Source organism: Hafnia sp., assembly GCF_036648275.1.
Taxonomy (GTDB): domain Bacteria; phylum Pseudomonadota; class Gammaproteobacteria; order Enterobacterales; family Enterobacteriaceae; genus Hafnia; species Hafnia alvei.
The window spans coordinates 50265-68140 of record NZ_JAVXIQ010000003.1 but is presented as its reverse complement, the minus strand read 5'-3'; the positions used below and the strand labels follow the sequence as shown (position 1 = coordinate 68140).

Genomic DNA, 17876 nt, shown 5'->3' with positions numbered 1-17876 from the left:
TCTCAATTGCCACAGTTTCTGAACAATAGGCATCCTTAAAAAGATCGCTTTAATTATATCGGCTCAGCGTGTCGGGCATACCGCCTTTGGCGCCTTTGGGAGTACACCATGCAAGAGAACTACAAGATTTTAGTTGTTGATGACGACATGCGCCTACGTGCGTTGTTAGAGCGTTACCTGACCGAACAGGGTTTTCAGGTACGCAGTGTCGCCAACGCCGAGCAAATGGATCGCTTGCTAACCCGTGAATCTTTCCACCTGATGGTGCTGGATTTAATGCTACCGGGCGAAGATGGTTTGTCTATCTGCCGCCGTCTGCGCAGCCAAAGTAACCCTATGCCGATCATTATGGTGACGGCAAAAGGTGAAGAGGTCGATCGTATTGTTGGGCTGGAAATTGGTGCCGATGACTATATTCCTAAGCCGTTTAACCCGCGTGAGCTGCTGGCTCGTATCCGTGCGGTGTTACGCCGTCAGGCCAATGAATTGCCGGGTGCGCCATCACAAGAAGATGCGGTGATCTCCTTCGGTAAATTCAAACTGAACCTCGGTACACGCGAGATGTTCCGTGAAGATGAGCCTATGCCATTAACCAGCGGCGAATTTGCGGTACTAAAAGCGTTAGTCAGTCATCCGCGTGAGCCACTGTCTCGCGATAAGCTGATGAATCTGGCACGTGGCCGTGAATACAGTGCGATGGAACGTTCTATCGACGTGCAAATTTCACGTCTGCGCCGCATGGTTGAAGAAGATCCTGCACATCCTCGCTATATCCAAACCGTTTGGGGTTTGGGCTACGTCTTTGTGCCGGACGGCAGTAAAGCATGAGGCGACTGCGCTTCTCGCCGCGTAGCTCATTTGCCCGCACGTTGTTGCTGATTGTCACCTTACTGTTTGTCAGTTTGGTGACAACCTATTTGGTGGTGCTGAATTTCGCGATTCTGCCTAGCCTACAGCAATTCAATAAAGTGCTGGCGTATGAAGTCCGTATGTTGATGACGGACAAGCTACAGCTTGAGGATGGTACACAGCTGGAGGTTCCTCCGGCGTTTCGGCGCGAAATTTATCGTGAGCTGGGCATTTCTCTGTATACCAATTCTGCGGCGGAGGAGAGTGGTCTGCGTTGGGCGCAGCACTATCAATTCCTCAGCCAGCAGATGGCGCAACAGCTGGGTGGCCCAACCGATGTTCGCGTTGAAATAAGTAAGAACACACCGGTGGTGTGGCTCAAAACATGGTTATCACCTGATATTTGGGTACGCGTTCCGCTGACGGAGATCCATCAGGGGGACTTCTCCCCGCTGTTCAGATATACCTTGGCGATTATGCTGCTGGCGATTGGTGGCGCATGGCTATTCATTCGTATTCAGAACCGACCCTTGGTGGAACTTGAACATGCTGCCATACAGGTGGGGAAAGGACATATACCGCCACCGCTGCGTGAATATGGCGCGTCTGAAGTTCGTTCCGTGACGCGGGCATTTAACCAAATGGCGGCAGGGGTTAAGCAACTTGCCGACGATCGCACTCTGCTGATGGCGGGCGTGAGCCACGACTTACGCACGCCGCTGACGCGTATTCGTTTAGCGACGGAGATGATGAGCAGCGAAGATGGCTATCTGGCGGAATCGATAAATAAAGATACCGAAGAGTGTAATGCCATCATTGAGCAGTTCATTGATTATCTGCGTACTGGGCAGGAAATGCAGACCGAGGTTTGCGATCTGAACGGTATTTTGGCCGAAGTCGTGGCTGCGGAAAGTGGTTATGAACGGGTGATCGACACCGATCTTGCCGAAGGCGAACTACTGGTTGATGTGCATCCGCTGTCGATTAAGCGTGCCGCGGTCAATATGGTGGTTAACGCTACCCGCTACGGTAACGGCTGGATTAAAGTGAGCAGCGGCACCGAAGGCAAAAGAGCATGGTTCCAAGTGGAAGATGACGGCCCTGGTATCGCGCCAGAGCAGTTAGCGCATCTCTTCCAACCTTTTGTGCGGGGCGAAAGCGCCCGAACAACCAGCGGAACAGGGCTGGGGCTGGCGATCCTGCAACGTATTATCGACGGGCACTCTGGCAGCTTGGATATCGGCACCAGCGAACGCGGTGGGCTGCGTATCCGCGCATTGCTATTAATGCCTGAGTCAGATCCTCTTACAGCGCATGACTCAAAATCAAGTCATAAGAAGAAAGACAAAGAGTCTCATCACTGATGATTCGCCGTCTTTGCCGATGTGAATAAGTTGAGTTAAACAAGCTAGAAAAATAAAAGGAGCCAAATGGCTCCTTTTGTATTTTTACCGCTAAATCAAACTTTAGGGCCGACTTTTACCAGTGCAGCACCTGCTGGCGTGTCGGTGTATTTATCAAAGTTAGTGACAAAACGCTGCGCCAGATCTTGCGCTTTTTCTTGCCACTGTTCTTTGCTAGCGTAGGTATCGCGTGGATCCAGAATGTCAGGATTCACACCCGGCAGCGCCGTTGGTACTGCCAGATCGAAAATTGGTAGCGTGAAGGTTTCAGCGTTATCAATCTCACCGCTCAGGATGGCATCGATAATGGCGCGCGTATCTTTGATGGAAATACGTTTGCCCGTTCCATTCCACCCGGTATTCACCAGATAGGCCTGAGCGCCCGCGGCCTGCATGCGTTTAACCAGCACTTCTGCATATTTGGTTGGATGCAGAGACAGGAACGCCGCACCGAAACAGGCAGAGAAGGTTGGCGTTGGTTCTGTTACGCCGCGTTCGGTACCTGCCAGTTTAGCGGTAAACCCAGACAAGAAGTGATATTGAGTTTGGTCTGCGGTTAAGCGAGATACCGGTGGCAGCACGCCAAATGCGTCGGCGGTTAAGAAAATAACCTTCTTCGCGTGACCGGCTTTTGAAACCGGCTTAACAATGTTCTGAATATGATAAATCGGGTAAGAAACGCGGGTGTTTTCAGTTTTTGAACCGTCGTTAAAATCGACCGTACCATCTTCCAGAACAACCACGTTCTCCAGCAGTGCATCGCGGGTAATCGCGTGGTAGATGTCTGGTTCTGCTTCTTCAGACAGTTTGATGGTTTTCGCGTAGCAACCGCCTTCGAAGTTAAATACGCCATCGTCGTCCCAGCCGTGCTCGTCATCGCCTATGAGCTGGCGCTTTGGATCGGTGGAGAGCGTTGTTTTCCCGGTGCCAGATAGGCCGAAGAAAATCGCCACATCGCCTTTTTCGCCCACGTTGGCAGAACAGTGCATAGACGCGATATTTTTCAGCGGCAGTAGGTAGTTCATGATGGAGAACATCCCTTTCTTCATCTCGCCGCCGTACCACGTACCGCCGATCAACTGGATGCGTTCAGTAAGGTTAAACGCCACAAAGTTCTCAGAGTTTAATCCCTGCTCTTTCCACTGTGGGTTGGTGCATTTGGCGCCGTTCATAACGATGAAATCGGGCTTGAAGCTTGCCAGTTCTTCGTCAGTTGGGCGGATAAACATGTTTTTAACGAAATGAGCCTGCCATGCCACTTCGGTAATGAAACGAACGCTTAGGCGGGTGTCGCTGTTTGCTCCGCAGAATGCATCGACAATGAATAAACGCTTGCCTGAAAGCTCTTTGGTGACGAGCGATTTCAGATGCTGCCAAGTTTCAACGGAAAGAGGGTGGTTATCGTTTTTGCCTTTCCCTTGATCTGACCACCAAACGGTATCGCGAGTCACATCGTCGCGCACAATGTACTTATCTTTCGGTGAACGACCGGTAAAAATCCCAGTATCAACGGCAACTGCGCCAAGCGTTGTCACTGTTCCGCGTTCATATCCCTCTAGATTAGGAGCGGTTTCTTCTTGGAAGAGCAGGTCATAGCTAGGGTTGTAGATGATCTCAGCTGCGTCAGTAATTCCATATTCTGCTAAATCCTGTGGGGTTAAGCCTTTCGTATGCATGACACTACTCCTTTCCTTGTAAGATTAGATTTTTTACTAGGTCTAGTGTCAAAGATTGGAGCGTGTTTAACCGAGAGAACCATCAAAAAAAACAATTTTCATCCGGCTTTCATTCAGTTATGAGATGGATGCCACGGAATTTGCGCGTAGATAATCTATATATGCTGAGCAGGATCAATGAAAAAGCCCGCACAATGGCGGGCTTCGTGTTCGGCATGACGACATTTATGCTTAGTGAACGCACTCGTCGTTGTGGTTTTGTCCACCTGCCAGTAATGATTCGATATCAATTTTATCAAATACATAGTGGTTACCGCAGTAATCACAGTGCATATCGATGTTGCCATCTTCTTCTAACATGTGGTTCAGCTCTTCCACTGGAACGGTCAGCAGTGCACTGGCGCTGCGCTCGCGTGAACAGGTGCAGCGGAAAGTGACGTCTTGTGGCTCGTACAGGGTGACTTCTTCCTGATGATAAAGACGATAAAGCACTTCGTTCGCCGGAAGACTAAACAGCTCTTCGGATTTTACCGTCGCGGTCAGCTGAGCCAGATGCGATAAATCTTCCACGTTATTCGGCTGTGCAGGCATGATTTGCAGCAGCATACCGGCTGCACATGCATTGCCATCGTGCTCACCGGTACGGATGAACAAACGGGTTGGCAACTGTTCGGACTGCATGAAATAGGCTTCTAAACATTCAGCCAGCGTTTCACCTTCCAGACCTACGACGCCTTGATAACGTTCGCCTTCGCTTGGTGTGATGGTGATAACCATCACCGCATTACCTAACATTTCACGCATGCTACTGCCTTCGGCAATATCGCCCTGCAAACGTGCAACGCCGCGCATTTCCTGCTGGTTGTTACCGTTGATGACGGCCATTTTCAATGGACCATCGCCCTGAAGCTGAACGGTGATGTCACCGTCAAATTTCAGCGTAGCGGTTAGAAGGCTAGTGGCAACCAACAGTTCGCCCAGCAGCGTTTGTACCGGTGCCGGATAGCTGTGGTTTTCGAGCATCTGCTGGAAAGTGTGGCTGGCGGTGACCAGCTCGCCGCGAACGGCCATATTTTCAAACAGATAGCGATGTAATTGGTCGTGATTAGACATGGTTTTCTCTCTTAGGACTGCCGGTTTATCCAGCTAGCCGTTTTTAAATTTATTCGTTTGAAGCTTGTTCGCTTTTAAATTTCAGCAACGTGCGACGCTCTTTTTTGTCAGGACGTCGATCGGGATGCGGCATGGTTAGCGCATTCATCTTGCGTGCGAGTGCCACCTTTTCGCGGTTTTCAATGCTGGCCGCCGTTTCTTCATAAAGCTGCTGAGCATCTACGGCGCCGCGTCGCTGTGCCGTGAGCGCGGTGACGATAACGGTTCGGTCGTCATTGCCTTGGCGTAGCTTGATTTCAGCGCCAATCTCCACGGCCTTACTCGGTTTGCCGCGCTGTCCGTTGTAATGGACTTTACCGCCGTCGACCATGTTGCGGGCAATGGCGCGGGTTTTATAGAATCGTGCGGCCCAGAGCCATTTATCCAAACGAATGGCGCTGTCTTCCTGTTCGTTCTTACCTTTCATGTCGGCTCCTACCTGTATGAGTTCGCCCAAGGTACCGAGCTTTTACTGCCGCAGCGAACTACTGTGGCTAAAAGGCTGGTAATAATGTGCGGTAATCATTCATGGACGGATGGCGTGAGAATTGTTTCTCGGCCATGCTTGAGTCCGGGTTGCGAACGCCAAGGCAGTAGCGAATACCATAGCTTTGGGCTGCATCCAGAATGGGTTCGGCATCATCGACAAACAGCGTTGTTGCAGGATTAAAACCAGTACGTTTTTGTACCGCCTGCCACAGTCGCTGATCTTCCTTCGGATAACCAAATGTGTGGGTGGAAAATAATAAATCAAGATGCTGATCGAGTCCGGTGTGCTGCAACTTCACCGCAAGCCCGTGTGGATGGGCGTTAGTCAGCAAAATAGTTTTTCTGCCGCTGGTACGAAGCGCCTCTAAAAACGGTTGGGTATCTTGGCGTAAACGCGCACGAGCGCCGACGTCGGAGGTCATTTGATAGATGTCTAAGTCTAGACGATCGCTCCAATAGTCAAAACAGTACCAATTCAGCGTATGTTGCACCGCGTTATATTCATGGCGGATGAGTTTTTTGGCTTCATCGAGCGTAATGCCGCGGCGCTCGCTCAGGGTCTGCGGCACCAGATTAAGCCAAAAATAGCTGTCAAACTCCAGATCGAGCAGTGTTCCATCCATATCTAGCAATACGGTTTCGATTTCTTGCCAATTAAAATTAGGCTGATGGTTCAGGGTAGGGGACATACAGGCTCCTGCTAGATAGGCGAAAAGGCCAGCGGATGCTGGCCTTAAGGAATTATATTTTTACTCTATTGGCTTGTCATGCCAACCGATGAAATTAACGTCGCGGGGCGGTATCAAAAGGCATGATGCTGTGGTTAATGCACTGGTCGTAGTAGCGTTGTATCTCAGGAATACGATTCATAGATTTCTGTATTCTGAACATAAACATCAGTGCGTTAACGATAATAATCAGTGTGACGGCGAGCAATAGTGCGCAGGTTAAAATGTATCGCCACAGCGTTAGACCATCGGGTTCGCTGTGCAACATAATATGCCGAGTACCGTTGGCATCGGTGCTGAGTTCGGTGATCACGCCGCTGGCTTTAAATGGCGTCATCAGAAGTTGCTGTGAGAGTGACTCCAGCTCACGCCACTGATCGATAGCCGTGTAATCGTAGAGTGAAATGGCAGGCTGTGGATGATTAACCAACTGCTTACCTTCATCGCTGATAATCAAAAATCCGCCCGGCGGCGTTGCGGTGAGAGACTGTGCGGCCTGATGCGTTTCGCGATAATAGAACGAAGAGACGGCGCTATTAACGATGTTTGATAATAGCTGGGCACTTGCCGGACGTAGCAGCACGTTCACACCGTCCAACCCCCCGTTTTGCGCTTTTTTCAGCAGGGCGCTCCATGACTTGCTGTTACCAAGATTCACCAGCGAATTTTTTAGCCTTGTGCATTCTGACTGCTGCGCACAGAGATCTTCGGTACGCAGAACAATATCGGCAAAGTCATCCAGCAAGATCATGCCGGATTTTTGAATTGCGCTAGCCAGTCCAGGGTTAACTTTCTGGTCTTCATTGTTCGCGTTCAACTGGCGGTTCACCGTCGCAAGCAACGCCGCTGCGTTATCCACGATATCAGACGCGGGTGCAGACATCGGAGTCGCATTGCTCCAGTAAATCGCCGAGCAATCGAAAGGCATAAAGGGATAACGTACGCCATCTTGATAGGACGCGGGAACACGGCACATGCCGGTACCTTGAATATTTAAAGTATCCCCAACGTGCAGCGGCAGTGCAGCCAGCGATTTCACGCTATTCACATCAACGCTGTGTGTTCCATGTAACCACGCGGAGCTAAGTTTGAACGGGATGCTGAGAGGCTGAGTCGTGAGCAGCAACGTGAGCGTAAGAAGCGCTCCGCCTAGCAGCACGATATTACGTCCCCAGCGCTGTAGGGGAAAGTTTTTAACCTCATCGTGCAGCGAGAGGAAGCGGCCTTGACGTACTACGTGGCGGCTGAGATACATTTCGATATCGGTTTTATGCCCGAGATCTTTTTGAATATAGTTCTGCCAATGTGCCGGATAGATGAGATCTAAGGTGCCTAACGAGACGTTGTTGATTTGCCCAACGTTAGACTCGCCAAATAACCCCCAGCGCTTGGGGATACCGCGAATGCAGTGGATTTCTTTCAGGTCGCGTTCAGAAGGGCGACTGTATAAGCGCCAAATGCCCCACGCAATAAGCCCAGTGGCGACGGTAAGCAGCCACGGCATTAAAGCATTAGGACTCATTAGGCTGGCATACAACATCAGTAATGCTACCACGATCACGATAGATTCGCGGATGCCGCCTTGCTGGCTGAGCTGATACTCCAACTGGGTTTCTTTGCGAACGCCTTGCAGCTCGACTTTTTCACTTTCTGTCTGACGAATTGAAGCGCTGCTGGTGCTATCGGGAGGAGGAAGTAAATCCTCTTGTGCAGCGTCAACCAACGAGTGGCCGTTGATGGAGATAACCAAAGGAATGCTATGAGTTTTGATCACCTCAAGCTGGTTATCGTCGGCGATATATTGTTCCCAAAAAACAGGCAGGTGAACCTCAATGTTATCAAGGTAATAGCGCCTTTTATTGGGATCGTCGGTAGTGAGTTCGTAACGGGTTATCGCGTGGACGAGCGGGTAAACGCGATCCCCCTGAGGCATCAGGCGATGTTGAGCTACGGGCATGGGTGCATGAGAAGAACCTGAAGGAGACTCTAGCTTATTGAGATATTGCTCAATGGCCTGAAGTTCATCTTTTTGCAGTTTGCGCAGTTTAGTTTTAAGAAATGGGAAAGATGTTGTTAATAAGGCAGATTTTTTCATCTTAGACCAATAGGCACATCCGGCAATCAGCAGGCAAAGGATCAGTAGGATTGATGCGATAACTGGTGCGCTCATGCCGACCCCGTTTGGTAATCATCACCTTTCCACCTTGTCCAAAAGGACATTATACGGATGAATTATAAAGCGAATATAAATATATGTTATGAAATGATTTTATTTATAGTTTTGCAAAGATTGTCGCATATTCAAGTAAAAAGGTTAGCAGTCGGAGTCTGCTGATTATATCGGCATTATCCGATTTTTCTCATGTGTGGCAAGTAATAGCGGCATATTGAGTGGAATTTTTTGGCTCAGGCTGGCTGGAAACAAGACTGCAAAATATACTCAACAATTGTTGCGAATCTCACACCTTCTGCGCACAATGCAGAGTAACTAAATACTGTGATCTGCATCTATAAACGAAAATATCGAATCAAAATATGTCGCCTGTCAGTCGCCATTCCCATGATTTGGATATTGCAGTATTACGATAATCGACGGGAAACCATTAATTCGGGGCCATCATGGAAAAACTCCCACAAAAGCCAAAAATTCTCAGCGTGGAAACCATTGCACGCTCACGCCTGTTTAATGTGGAGTCGGTGGACTTAGAGTTTAGCAATGGTGTGCGCCGCGTGTATGAGCGTATGCGTCCCTCAGAGCGCGAAGCAGTGATGATTGTGCCAATTCTCGGCGACGATCTGCTGCTGATCCGTGAATATGCTGTCGGAATTGAGAGCTATGAGCTTGGTTTTCCTAAAGGGCTGATTGATCCTGGAGAAGACATTTTTCAGGCGGCAAATCGAGAGTTAATGGAAGAGGCCGGTTTTGGTGCCGAGCAGTTTACTTTTTTGCATAAACTGACGATGGCGCCTTCCTATTTTTCCAGCAGGATGAATATTGTTTTAGCGGAAGACCTCTTCCCTGAGCGTTTGGAAGGGGATGAACCCGAACAGATGCCGGTTGTACGCTGGCCGATAGCGCGCATGATGGAGCTGCTTGACGATCCTGACTTCCGCGAAGCTCGCAGCGTCAGTGCATTGTTCTTAGTGCGAGAACTTTTGGCTGCACGAGCCGTTAACGTTGGCTGATTAACGCAAACGCTAGATATAAAAAAGGGGCCAATTGGCCCCTTTATCGTATCAGTGGTTCTGCACTAGAACAGTTCGTGGCTTTCACCACCGCTGTCGGTCACCGTGGTACCCGCTTCATGTACCGAGTACTCCGTTGGCTGCGTGCCATCAATGAAGTATTCAGACTTGCTGCCAGCGCCCCCGCCTGAGAGTTTGCCGGTGTATTTGTCGATAGTTACGCTAACAATACCCGGTGGTGGTGCCATTTTCTGCTCAGGAACGCCTTCTAATGCGGCTTTCATAAAGTCGTCCCACGCTGGCTGGGCGCTTTTCGCCCCGCCTTCGCCGCCGGAGATTTGATCTTTAATCGCGCCAGAAGCGGTGGTGCGGCCTAAATCGCGGCGATGATCGTCAAAACCAATCCAAACGCTGGTCACGATATCTGGACCATAGCCAGAGAACCACGCATCTTTTGAACTGTTGGTCGTACCGGTTTTACCACCGATATCATGACGCTTCAGATCACGCCCTGCACGCCAGCCGGTACCCATCCAGCCGCCACCTGGTTCACCCCAGATGTTACTGTTGAGCGCGTCATGCATCAGGAACGCCAACGGCGTGTTGATCACATGCGGTGCATATTGTTGATCTGAATCCTGATTCATCTGAGCTGGTGTAACTTGCTCAAGCTGAGGCATCGGCACCGCTGCGTTAGCGTTGCTATCCTGAGATACGGCGACGTTTTCGACGCTATCATCGGTAAGCGCAACGGATTTTGGCGTTTGCCCATAGATCACTGGCAGATTACAGCTTTCGCAAACAACCTTCGGTTTAGCTTCGAAGACCACTTTATCTTCACCGTCGATAATTTTGGTGATGAAGTAAGGGTCAACTAAGTAACCGCCGTTAGCAAATACCGCATAGCCGCGAACCAACTGCATTGGGGTAAACGACGCAGAACCCAACGCTAAGGATTCGGTATGCACGATATTTTGCGCAGGGAAGCCGAAGCGCTGCAGATATTCCGCTGCGTAATCAACTCCCATCGCACGCATCGCACGCACCATCACCACGTTCTTCGATTCACCTAAGCCCTGACGCAGGCGAATTGGGCCTGCATACGTTGGCGGCGAGTTCTTAGGACGCCAATCGGTGCCAGCACCCGCATCCCAGCGAGAAATTGGTAAGTCGTTCAGGATCGATGCCAGCGTTAAGCCTTTGTCCATCGCCGCTGTATATAAGAACGGTTTGATGTTAGAGCCTGCTTGGCGCAGAGCCTGAGTGACGCGGTTAAATTTACTTTGGTTGAAGTCAAAACCACCCACCAGTGCTTTGACAGCACCGTCTTGCGGGTTAAGGGAAACCAGCGCCGAGTTCACATCTGGAACCTGCGCTAACCACCATTTCTGATCTTCATCCTGACGAACCCAAATTTGTTGGCCCGGCTGGATAACATCGTTGACGCGACGCGGCGTAGGGCCTTGGACGCGATCGGTTTTGAACGGACGCGCCCAGCGAACTGTCGCCATTGGCAGCGTGACATTATCGCCGTTGGCTAGCATGACGGTGGCTTCATCTGCGCTGGATTCAGTGACAACCGCAGGCAGCAATGGCCCATAGGTTGGCAATGTTTTTAGCGAGTTCATGATTTGCTCACGCGACCATGTTGGCTGACCTACTTTCCACAGCACATTAGACGGCCCACGGTAGCCGTGGCGCATGTCATAGGCGATAACGTTGTTACGCAATGCGCTTTGAGCGGCTAACTGCAGGCGCTTGGTGACGGTTGTGTAAACCTTATAGCCATCGGTATAGGCATTTTCACCGTACTGTTTCAGCATCTCCTGACGCACCATTTCAGATAGGTAAGGTGCAGAGAAGTCGATTTCTGGCCCGTGGTAGCGCGCTTCTAACGGTTCGCTACGTGCTTGGTCATATTCAGCGCGGGTGATGTATTTCTCATCCAGCATACGGCTCAGCACCACGTTACGGCGGGCGAGAGCGCGATCGTGAGAATACAACGGATTAAACGTTGACGGTGCTTTTGGCAGACCGGCAATCATGGCAATTTCGCTCAGCGTCAGCTGATCGACGGTTTTGCCAAAATAGACCTGTGCAGCGGCGCCAACGCCGTAGGCACGATAACCCAGATAAATTTTATTGAGATACAGGTCGAGAATTTCATCTTTAGTCAGCAGTTGCTCAATGCGGATCGCGAGGAAAGCCTCTTTGATCTTACGCATCAGCGTACGTTCTGGACTCAGGAAGAAGTTTCTCGCCAGCTGTTGGGTGATGGTACTCGCACCTTGCGAGGCATGACCTGTGAATAACGCCACGGAAGCGGCGCGGAAAATCCCCACCGGGTCAACACCGTGATGTTCGAAGAAGCGACTGTCCTCAGTCGCGATAAAGGCATTTACCATCTGCGGCGGAACTTGTTTCAGCGGCAGAGGTACACGGCGTTTTTCACCGTATTGCGCGATGAGATACCCATCGGCGCTATAGACTTGCATCGGTGTTTGCAGACGGACGTCTTTAAGCGTCGCGACATCGGGCAGCTGTGGCTCAACGTATTTGTACAGACCAAATACTGCGGCCGCTCCCAGCAGAATGCAACAGACTGCAAGAATGATTAGATACTTTACGAACTTCACCTAGAATTTCCCATCACTTGTCAATTGGGCAGTTTATAAACAAACGCGCAGTAGTATAAAGGCAACCTAGCACGGAGGATACGTTCTTTTCTTTCATTGACGATACGGAGATCGCTGCATATGTTCGCACGGACTTGGCAGTTAGGGATAGATATTCAGCCTCGGACATTTTGTGCCGTGGCAGTAAGTTATCAGCGTAAAGGCTGGCAGCTCAGGCGTTGGTGGCAGTTTTCATCACACATAAATGTGGTCGAAAGTGGACGATTATGCCAATCGGAATGGCTGAATAATCGACTTTCTGACTTACGTCGCCAGCTTCCAGGCAAAACCTCGGTACGTATCGGCCTATCGCCGGAAATTATTATGCAGCAAAGCATTTCGACGCCAGAGATGAATTTGCCGGTTAATTTACAGCGCAACATTCTCGATTTAGCCGCAGAGCGCAGCCTTATGCTGCCTCGATCTGAGTTTGTTTGTGACTACACTCGTTTGCCTTCTCAACCGAAAGCATGGCTGATGACCGCTGTGCGCCAGCAAGATATGCGCGATTGGCAAACACCCTTGATTGCTGCTGGTCTGACGCCGAGCGTTGCGGATATCACCCCTTGTGCATTACGGCGAGCGGCAGCCCTTAGCGGGCAGTCGCCAACTGCATTATTACTGCATGTTGGAGAGCATGTGCTGACGTGGGCAGCACCTTTTTCTCAGCCGCTGGCGTTTGGGTTTATCGCGCGTCAGAACCATGAATCAATGCCTGAACTCATCGAGCGAGCCGTTTCGAACGCTGCACTCCAAGGGATCCGCGGCGCAGAGACACTAACCTGTGCCGCTGACAACGCCTCAGACTGGTCGCCATTTCGTGCTCTGACCTATCTACAACCGCCTTTACCTTCGCAGCCGGAGTTGTTTGCTTTGGCCGTCGGGCTGGCGCTGTGTGAGGAGAGAACCTCATGGAGCAGATAAACCTTTGCCCTTGGTTTTCGACTTTACGTGCTCAGCGACTACGGTTTTGTATGCTGTGTTTGGTTGCCGCGGTGGTTCTGCTGATATTGATAGCCAGTTATTCCGCTTATCAAGTGCATCGTCGAGTTCAACGTTGGGAGGCTGTAACAGCCGTGTCGCAACGCCGGAGCCAGCAGTTACTGCATCAAGAGGTGCGACTAGCCGCATGGGCGCTACAGGCCAAAAATCAATTGCGTCAGAGCCAACAAGACGAGCGCAACCGTGAAATCAACCAGCAGATCCTGACCTTTATTTTAGCGATACAACGCCATATCCCGGCACAGGTGTGGCTGACACGTCTTTCATGGCGCTCAACGCGCTTAGAAATTGAAGGGACGACGTCAACGCCAGCCGCAATTTCTGCCTTTACACAACACCTCAATCAAAGTGCCGCTTTACCCGAGTTGCAACTTATGAAAATGAGTGTGGCTGAATCAGGGCTGCAAAAATTTTTGCTTGAAGGTGGTCAGCATGAATAGCGTTGCCGATCGCGTGATTGACTGGTTATGTGAGTTAAGCCCACATCATTTTTATGCGGTTGTCTGCGCCATCTTTCTATTTTGCGGCGCGTTAGGTGGACTTGGCGTGGCCGCATTATCTCAACGGGCTGAATCATCTTCTTGGCAGCGTCAACAAGATGCACAAGCCGCGTGGGAGCGATTGAGTACTCAGGTTTTAAACCAGCAGGCTTTGCTGTTGCAGCTTTCTATTAACGCCATATCGATAAGACCGTTAGTGGCGCAGTGTGCTGATTTACCCGTTAGTGAACGTTTTGCTCAGCAGATGACGTGGCAGAAAGATCCGCGTGCTCGTGGTGAAAAAGGGGCAGGTTGGGGCGTGAAAGGCTCGCTAAGTTTTCCTCAGCTTGTGCAATTACTGAATGAACTGGTTGGCTGTGCTCGGCTAATCACACAGCTAGAACTTGAGTCGGAATCTGAAACGATCTCAGGACAGCTCGTACTCGCGGGGGATGGAATATGAAGACAGCGCTCTTTTGTCATGGCTGGCAAGTTCCTGTGCTTGTATGCCTCGGTGTGATGTCGATCAGCACCTCTCAGGCGGATAGAGATCCTTTTCATCCTTTGATACCGCCATCAATATCCGTTGAGCCAGATACGGGGCAGGTTTTGGGCGTGATTGGTGATGGCCGTTGTTGGCGAGTGTGGGTGGCGTTAACGAACGGAGACGCCATGGTTGCTGTGCCGTTGTTCTCGCTGCGTAGTGATGCGGAAGACATATCGAAAAACAATGAATTTTCGGTGTTCAAAAAGCCTGCTGTTTATCCGTTTAGTTGTCCGACGATAAGCGCTGAAAGGGAGCCCATGGAATGAAAAAGGTAAAAAAGGAATTTTGGTATGGTTGTTTGCTCTGGCTTAGCGCGTTTTCGGCATTCGCCGCGCCGTCGCGTGATAGTGCACCGATAACCCTAGCCTTCTTTGACGCGCCTTTGGTTAACGTGCTGCAGGCGCTAGCGGATAATCGTCACCTTAATTTAATCGTGAGCGAAGAGGTTAAGGGTAATACCTCAGTGAAATTGGTTGATGTGCCTTGGCAGCGGGCATTACAAGCAATAGCACGTATGAATCAGTTATCAATTGAACAAACAGGCAATATTCTCTTTGTGCAGACAGCCGAGGCCGTCGATAGACGGCAAGAGTTGGTGCATAAAAAACAGCAGCAAGAGAAAGATCAGGAGAAAACGTCCGTCTCCATTGCATTGCAGCAGGCGGATGTGGACGCCGTGGTCAAAAGCCTGACGCAGCAAAAAAGTGGGTTGTTAAGCGCGCAAGGCAGTATCAGTGCCGACCCACGCACTAATACGATTTTGGTGCGGGATTTTCCCGAAAACACCCGAGCGGCTCAGGCTTGGATTGCGGAACTCGATCAACCCGTCTCACAGGTGCAGTTAACTGCGCATATTGTGACCATCAATCGTGAAAGCCTGAATGAGCTAGGGATTCGTTGGGGGACCTCGGAGTCTGATGATAGCGCAGCGTCTGACTCAAGCGGCTTTCGGCTGAACCAATTCAACATGGGATTGCCGGTGGAAGGGCGTGCATTTAATGCAGGTTTTCAAGTTGCGCGTATCGGTGGTCGCTTATTAGAGTTGGAGCTTTCGGCTCTGGAACAAGAAGATAACGTGGAAATTATTGCCAGTCCTCATCTGATGGCGACCAATCTACAAACGGCAAGTATTAAGCAGGGAACTGAAATTCCTTATGAGGTTTCTAGCGGCGCCAGTGGATCGACCTCGATAGAGTTTAAAGAGGCGGTGTTGGGAATGGAGGTAACGCCTCGAGTGATGCGTAATGGCAAAATCACGCTGATGTTGCAGATTACGCAAAATATGCCGGGCAGGAGTATTAAGCAGGGTGACGGTGAGGCTTTGGCCATCGATAAGCAGGAGATCAAAACACAGGTCACCCTGAATGATGGCGAAACTGTTATCCTAGGCGGGATTTTTCAACGGCAAACTGTGCATGGAAAAACACAGGTGCCGAAATTGGGCGATGTTCCCTTGCTTGGCGCACTGTTTCGCGACTCAACGGAAGAGGCAAAACGGCGAGAACTGGTGATTTTTATCACGCCAAGGCTAGTAAAAACGGAAATGCCCACTGCATTACTCAGGAAATAAGCATTCAATACTTTTTTTGCTCAAAAGGTAAAAATTTTTATCACATGAATGGTTTCCGCGTTTGACGCTGCGCTTGATTTAGCTTACAAGGGTAGCGAATTAAGCACCGAGCTTTTCCGTACCCCGGCCAAAGCGTTATCGCCGTGATTTAACCTTTGGCGTGCGCTGTGATTTATTCGGTTGCCAAACTACCTAGAGTGTTGAGATAATTTTTCGTCTGATCTCACACTATCGCTCATGAGGTTTCAGTTTAGGTCCCGTCGCTAATTTGATTGGCGGGGCGGGTTATCATTAACGAATTGTCTTAGTAGTACCGAAAAACATGGCAGAGAAACGCAATATCTTTCTGGTTGGGCCTATGGGTGCCGGCAAAAGTACTATTGGTCGTCAGTTAGCTCAGCAACTGAATATGGAGTTCTTCGATTCCGATCAAGAAATTGAGCGACGCACCGGCGCTGATGTTAGCTGGGTATTCGACGTGGAAGGTGAAGAAGGATTCCGCGATCGTGAAGAAAAAGTCATCAATGAACTGACTGAAAAACAAGGCATTGTTCTGGCAACTGGTGGTGGTTCCGTGAAATCTCGCGAGACCCGTAACCGCTTGTCAGCTCGCGGCGTGGTTGTTTATCTTGAAACCACTATCGAGAAGCAATTGGCTCGTACGCAGCGTGATAAAAAACGTCCGTTGTTGCAGGTAGATACACCGCGTGAAGTGCTGGAAGACTTGGCAAAAGAACGCAATCCGCTGTACGAAGAAATTGCTGATGTGACCATCCGTACGGATGATCAAAGTGCTAAAGTTGTTGCTAACCAGATTATTCATATGCTGGAAAGCAACTAATTATACCCTTGTTACTTGGGTTGCCGCGACGTTAGCTGTGTGCGTTCGCCGGAATAACTTACTGGTGTAGGTTGGTCGGGGTTCGTTCACTTGCTGGCTGCAACTACCCAGCTAATTTGGCTATATACTGAATTCTTAATCTGAAAAAGGTTCTGAGCACACCATGGAAAGGATTACCGTCACTCTTGGGGAGCGTAGCTACCCGATAACGATAGCCTCTGGTTTGTTTGAGGAGCCTGCTTCATTTCTGCCTTTAAAGGCAGGCGATCAGGCTATGTTAGTGACCAATGAAACATTGGCACCGATATATCTTGAACGTGTCAAACATGCGCTTGAGCAGACCGGTGTTCGGGTAGATCAGGTGATCTTGCCGGACGGCGAGCAATACAAAACGTTGTCTGTGATGGAGCAAGTATTTACTGCATTGCTGCAAAAGCCCCACGGGCGTGATACCACGCTTATCGCTTTGGGCGGCGGTGTTATTGGCGATCTAACCGGTTTTGCGGCTGCGTGCTATCAGCGCGGAGTGCGTTTTATTCAGGTGCCAACAACATTGTTGTCTCAGGTTGACTCTTCCGTTGGCGGGAAAACAGCCGTTAACCATCCACTGGGTAAGAACATGATCGGGGCCTTTTACCAGCCCGCGTCTGTCGTGGTGGATATTGACTGTTTGAAAACGCTGCCAGCGCGCGAACTTGCTTCAGGCTTAGCTGAGGTTATCAAGTACGGCATCATTCTTGATGGTGAATTCTTCGTATGGTTAGAAGAGCATCTGGATGAGCTGTTGGCACTTGATAATAAAGCAATGGCGTACTGCATTCGTCGCTGCTGTGAGCTAAAAGCCGAAGTTGTTGCTGCGGATGAGAAAGAGCAGGGTGTGCGTGCATTGCTGAATCTTGGCCATACATATGGTCATGCGATTGAAGCAGAAATGGGCTACGGTAATTGGTTACACGGTGAAGCTGTTGCGGCGGGTATGATGATGGCCGCTGAAACGGCGCGTCGTCTGGGCCAATTCAGTGAAGCGGATGTCGCTCGCGTAAGAACGCTAATAGCGCGTGCGGGGCTGCCGGTTACCGGGCCAAAAAGTATGACTCCAGAATCTTATTTACCACACATGATGCGTGATAAGAAGGTGCTGGCGGGTGAACTGCGTCTGGTGCTGCCAACAGCGGTTGGTCAGTCAGAAGTACGTTCAGGCGTAGCCCATGAGATTGTCTTGGCTGCGATTGCGGATTGCCGCGGTTGATGATGTTGTTGAATCATTGAATATTGAATT

16 protein-coding genes are annotated in these 17876 nt (G+C 50.2%); 10 read left to right on the top strand and 6 right to left on the bottom strand.

Annotated features, from left to right (window positions below):
- Positions 1-108: 108 nt before the first annotated feature.
- Complete coding sequence (ompR, locus tag RSC70_RS04465; protein ID WP_004091002.1) at positions 109-828, top strand: osmolarity response regulator transcription factor OmpR; 720 nt, start codon at positions 109-111, stop codon at positions 826-828.
- Positions 825-2213: a two-component system sensor histidine kinase EnvZ gene (gene envZ / locus RSC70_RS04460; RefSeq protein ID WP_332541827.1), complete on the top strand. Its 1389-nt coding sequence runs from the start codon at positions 825-827 to the stop codon at positions 2211-2213. The genes ompR and envZ overlap by 4 nt, the downstream gene beginning before the upstream one ends.
- A 95-nt stretch (positions 2214-2308) precedes the next feature.
- Here envZ and pckA read toward each other — a convergent pair whose 3' ends face one another.
- From pckA to RSC70_RS04435, 5 genes are all read right to left on the bottom strand, one after another.
- Positions 2309-3928, bottom strand: a complete 1620-nt coding sequence (pckA, locus tag RSC70_RS04455; protein ID WP_040047010.1) for a phosphoenolpyruvate carboxykinase (ATP) — start codon at positions 3926-3928, stop codon at positions 2309-2311.
- A gap of 231 nt (positions 3929-4159) precedes the next feature.
- On the bottom strand, positions 4160-5041 hold the full coding sequence (gene hslO, locus RSC70_RS04450) for an Hsp33 family molecular chaperone HslO (protein ID WP_332541825.1): 882 nt from the start codon (positions 5039-5041) through the stop codon (positions 4160-4162).
- 49 nt (positions 5042-5090) lie between these two features.
- Positions 5091-5507 carry a ribosome-associated heat shock protein Hsp15 gene (gene hslR / locus RSC70_RS04445; RefSeq protein ID WP_332541824.1) on the bottom strand — a complete coding sequence of 139 codons (417 nt, stop codon included), beginning with the start codon at positions 5505-5507 and terminating at the stop codon, positions 5091-5093.
- A 67-nt stretch (positions 5508-5574) separates the two neighbouring features.
- Positions 5575-6258 carry a GMP/IMP nucleotidase gene (yrfG, locus tag RSC70_RS04440; RefSeq protein WP_332541823.1) on the bottom strand — a complete coding sequence of 228 codons (684 nt, stop codon included), beginning with the start codon at positions 6256-6258 and terminating at the stop codon, positions 5575-5577.
- A 94-nt stretch (positions 6259-6352) separates the two neighbouring features.
- Positions 6353-8467 (bottom strand): IgaA/UmoB family intracellular growth attenuator, encoded by a 2115-nt coding sequence (locus RSC70_RS04435; RefSeq protein ID WP_130970713.1) that lies wholly within the window; start codon positions 8465-8467, stop codon positions 6353-6355.
- A gap of 449 nt (positions 8468-8916) precedes the next feature.
- Here RSC70_RS04435 and nudE point away from each other — a divergent pair, with 449 nt between their 5' ends.
- Complete coding sequence (nudE, locus tag RSC70_RS04430; RefSeq protein WP_234618678.1) at positions 8917-9483, top strand: ADP compounds hydrolase NudE; 567 nt, start codon at positions 8917-8919, stop codon at positions 9481-9483.
- 65 nt (positions 9484-9548) lie between these two features.
- Here nudE and mrcA read toward each other — a convergent pair whose 3' ends face one another.
- Positions 9549-12119, bottom strand: a complete 2571-nt coding sequence (gene mrcA / locus RSC70_RS04425; protein ID WP_040047004.1) for a peptidoglycan glycosyltransferase/peptidoglycan DD-transpeptidase MrcA — start codon at positions 12117-12119, stop codon at positions 9549-9551.
- Positions 12120-12239: 120 nt separating this feature from the next.
- On the opposite strand from mrcA, the gene RSC70_RS04420 reads away from it, so the two are divergent.
- The 7 genes from RSC70_RS04420 (at position 12240) to aroB (ending at position 17846) form a co-directional block, all read left to right on the top strand.
- Positions 12240-13082: a hypothetical protein gene (locus RSC70_RS04420; RefSeq protein WP_103008625.1), complete on the top strand. Its 843-nt coding sequence runs from the start codon at positions 12240-12242 to the stop codon at positions 13080-13082.
- A complete protein-coding gene (locus RSC70_RS04415) occupies positions 13070-13600 on the top strand; it encodes a PilN domain-containing protein (protein WP_332541820.1) in 531 nt (176 codons plus the stop codon). Before RSC70_RS04420 ends, RSC70_RS04415 begins: the two co-directional genes overlap by 13 nt.
- Positions 13593-14102, top strand: coding sequence for a hypothetical protein (locus tag RSC70_RS04410; protein ID WP_282807604.1), 510 nt, complete (start codon positions 13593-13595; stop codon positions 14100-14102). The genes RSC70_RS04415 and RSC70_RS04410 overlap by 8 nt, the downstream gene beginning before the upstream one ends.
- Positions 14099-14452 carry a hypothetical protein gene (locus tag RSC70_RS04405; protein ID WP_282807605.1) on the top strand — a complete coding sequence of 118 codons (354 nt, stop codon included), beginning with the start codon at positions 14099-14101 and terminating at the stop codon, positions 14450-14452. Before RSC70_RS04410 ends, RSC70_RS04405 begins: the two co-directional genes overlap by 4 nt.
- Positions 14449-15756, top strand: coding sequence for a DNA uptake porin HofQ (gene hofQ, locus RSC70_RS04400; protein WP_332541819.1), 1308 nt, complete (start codon positions 14449-14451; stop codon positions 15754-15756). The genes RSC70_RS04405 and hofQ overlap by 4 nt, the downstream gene beginning before the upstream one ends.
- 322 nt (positions 15757-16078) lie before the next feature.
- Positions 16079-16597, top strand: coding sequence for a shikimate kinase AroK (aroK, locus tag RSC70_RS04395; protein ID WP_004090980.1), 519 nt, complete (start codon positions 16079-16081; stop codon positions 16595-16597).
- A gap of 163 nt (positions 16598-16760) precedes the next feature.
- Positions 16761-17846: a 3-dehydroquinate synthase gene (gene aroB, locus RSC70_RS04390; RefSeq protein ID WP_332541818.1), complete on the top strand. Its 1086-nt coding sequence runs from the start codon at positions 16761-16763 to the stop codon at positions 17844-17846.
- Positions 17847-17876: the final 30 nt, after the last annotated feature.

Excerpts from the sequence above, each read along its gene's own strand:
- RSC70_RS04410 (WP_282807604.1), top strand. The coding sequence starts at position 13,593 with ATGAATAGCGTTGCCGATCGCGTGATTGACTGGTTATGTGAGTTAAGC.
- yrfG (WP_332541823.1), bottom strand. The coding sequence starts at position 6,258 with ATGTCCCCTACCCTGAACCATCAGCCTAATTTTAATTGGCAAGAAATC.
- RSC70_RS04420 (WP_103008625.1), top strand. The coding sequence starts at position 12,240 with ATGTTCGCACGGACTTGGCAGTTAGGGATAGATATTCAGCCTCGGACA.
- RSC70_RS04405 (WP_282807605.1), top strand. The coding sequence starts at position 14,099 with ATGAAGACAGCGCTCTTTTGTCATGGCTGGCAAGTTCCTGTGCTTGTA.
- RSC70_RS04415 (WP_332541820.1), top strand. The coding sequence starts at position 13,070 with ATGGAGCAGATAAACCTTTGCCCTTGGTTTTCGACTTTACGTGCTCAG.
- hofQ (WP_332541819.1), top strand. The coding sequence starts at position 14,449 with ATGAAAAAGGTAAAAAAGGAATTTTGGTATGGTTGTTTGCTCTGGCTT.
- envZ (WP_332541827.1), top strand. The coding sequence starts at position 825 with ATGAGGCGACTGCGCTTCTCGCCGCGTAGCTCATTTGCCCGCACGTTG.
- aroB (WP_332541818.1), top strand. The coding sequence starts at position 16,761 with ATGGAAAGGATTACCGTCACTCTTGGGGAGCGTAGCTACCCGATAACG.
- ompR (WP_004091002.1), top strand. The coding sequence starts at position 109 with ATGCAAGAGAACTACAAGATTTTAGTTGTTGATGACGACATGCGCCTA.
- pckA (WP_040047010.1), bottom strand. The coding sequence starts at position 3,928 with ATGCATACGAAAGGCTTAACCCCACAGGATTTAGCAGAATATGGAATT.
- hslR (WP_332541824.1), bottom strand. The coding sequence starts at position 5,507 with ATGAAAGGTAAGAACGAACAGGAAGACAGCGCCATTCGTTTGGATAAA.
- aroK (WP_004090980.1), top strand. The coding sequence starts at position 16,079 with ATGGCAGAGAAACGCAATATCTTTCTGGTTGGGCCTATGGGTGCCGGC.
- nudE (WP_234618678.1), top strand. The coding sequence starts at position 8,917 with ATGGAAAAACTCCCACAAAAGCCAAAAATTCTCAGCGTGGAAACCATT.
- hslO (WP_332541825.1), bottom strand. The coding sequence starts at position 5,041 with ATGTCTAATCACGACCAATTACATCGCTATCTGTTTGAAAATATGGCC.
- RSC70_RS04435 (WP_130970713.1), bottom strand. The coding sequence starts at position 8,467 with ATGAGCGCACCAGTTATCGCATCAATCCTACTGATCCTTTGCCTGCTG.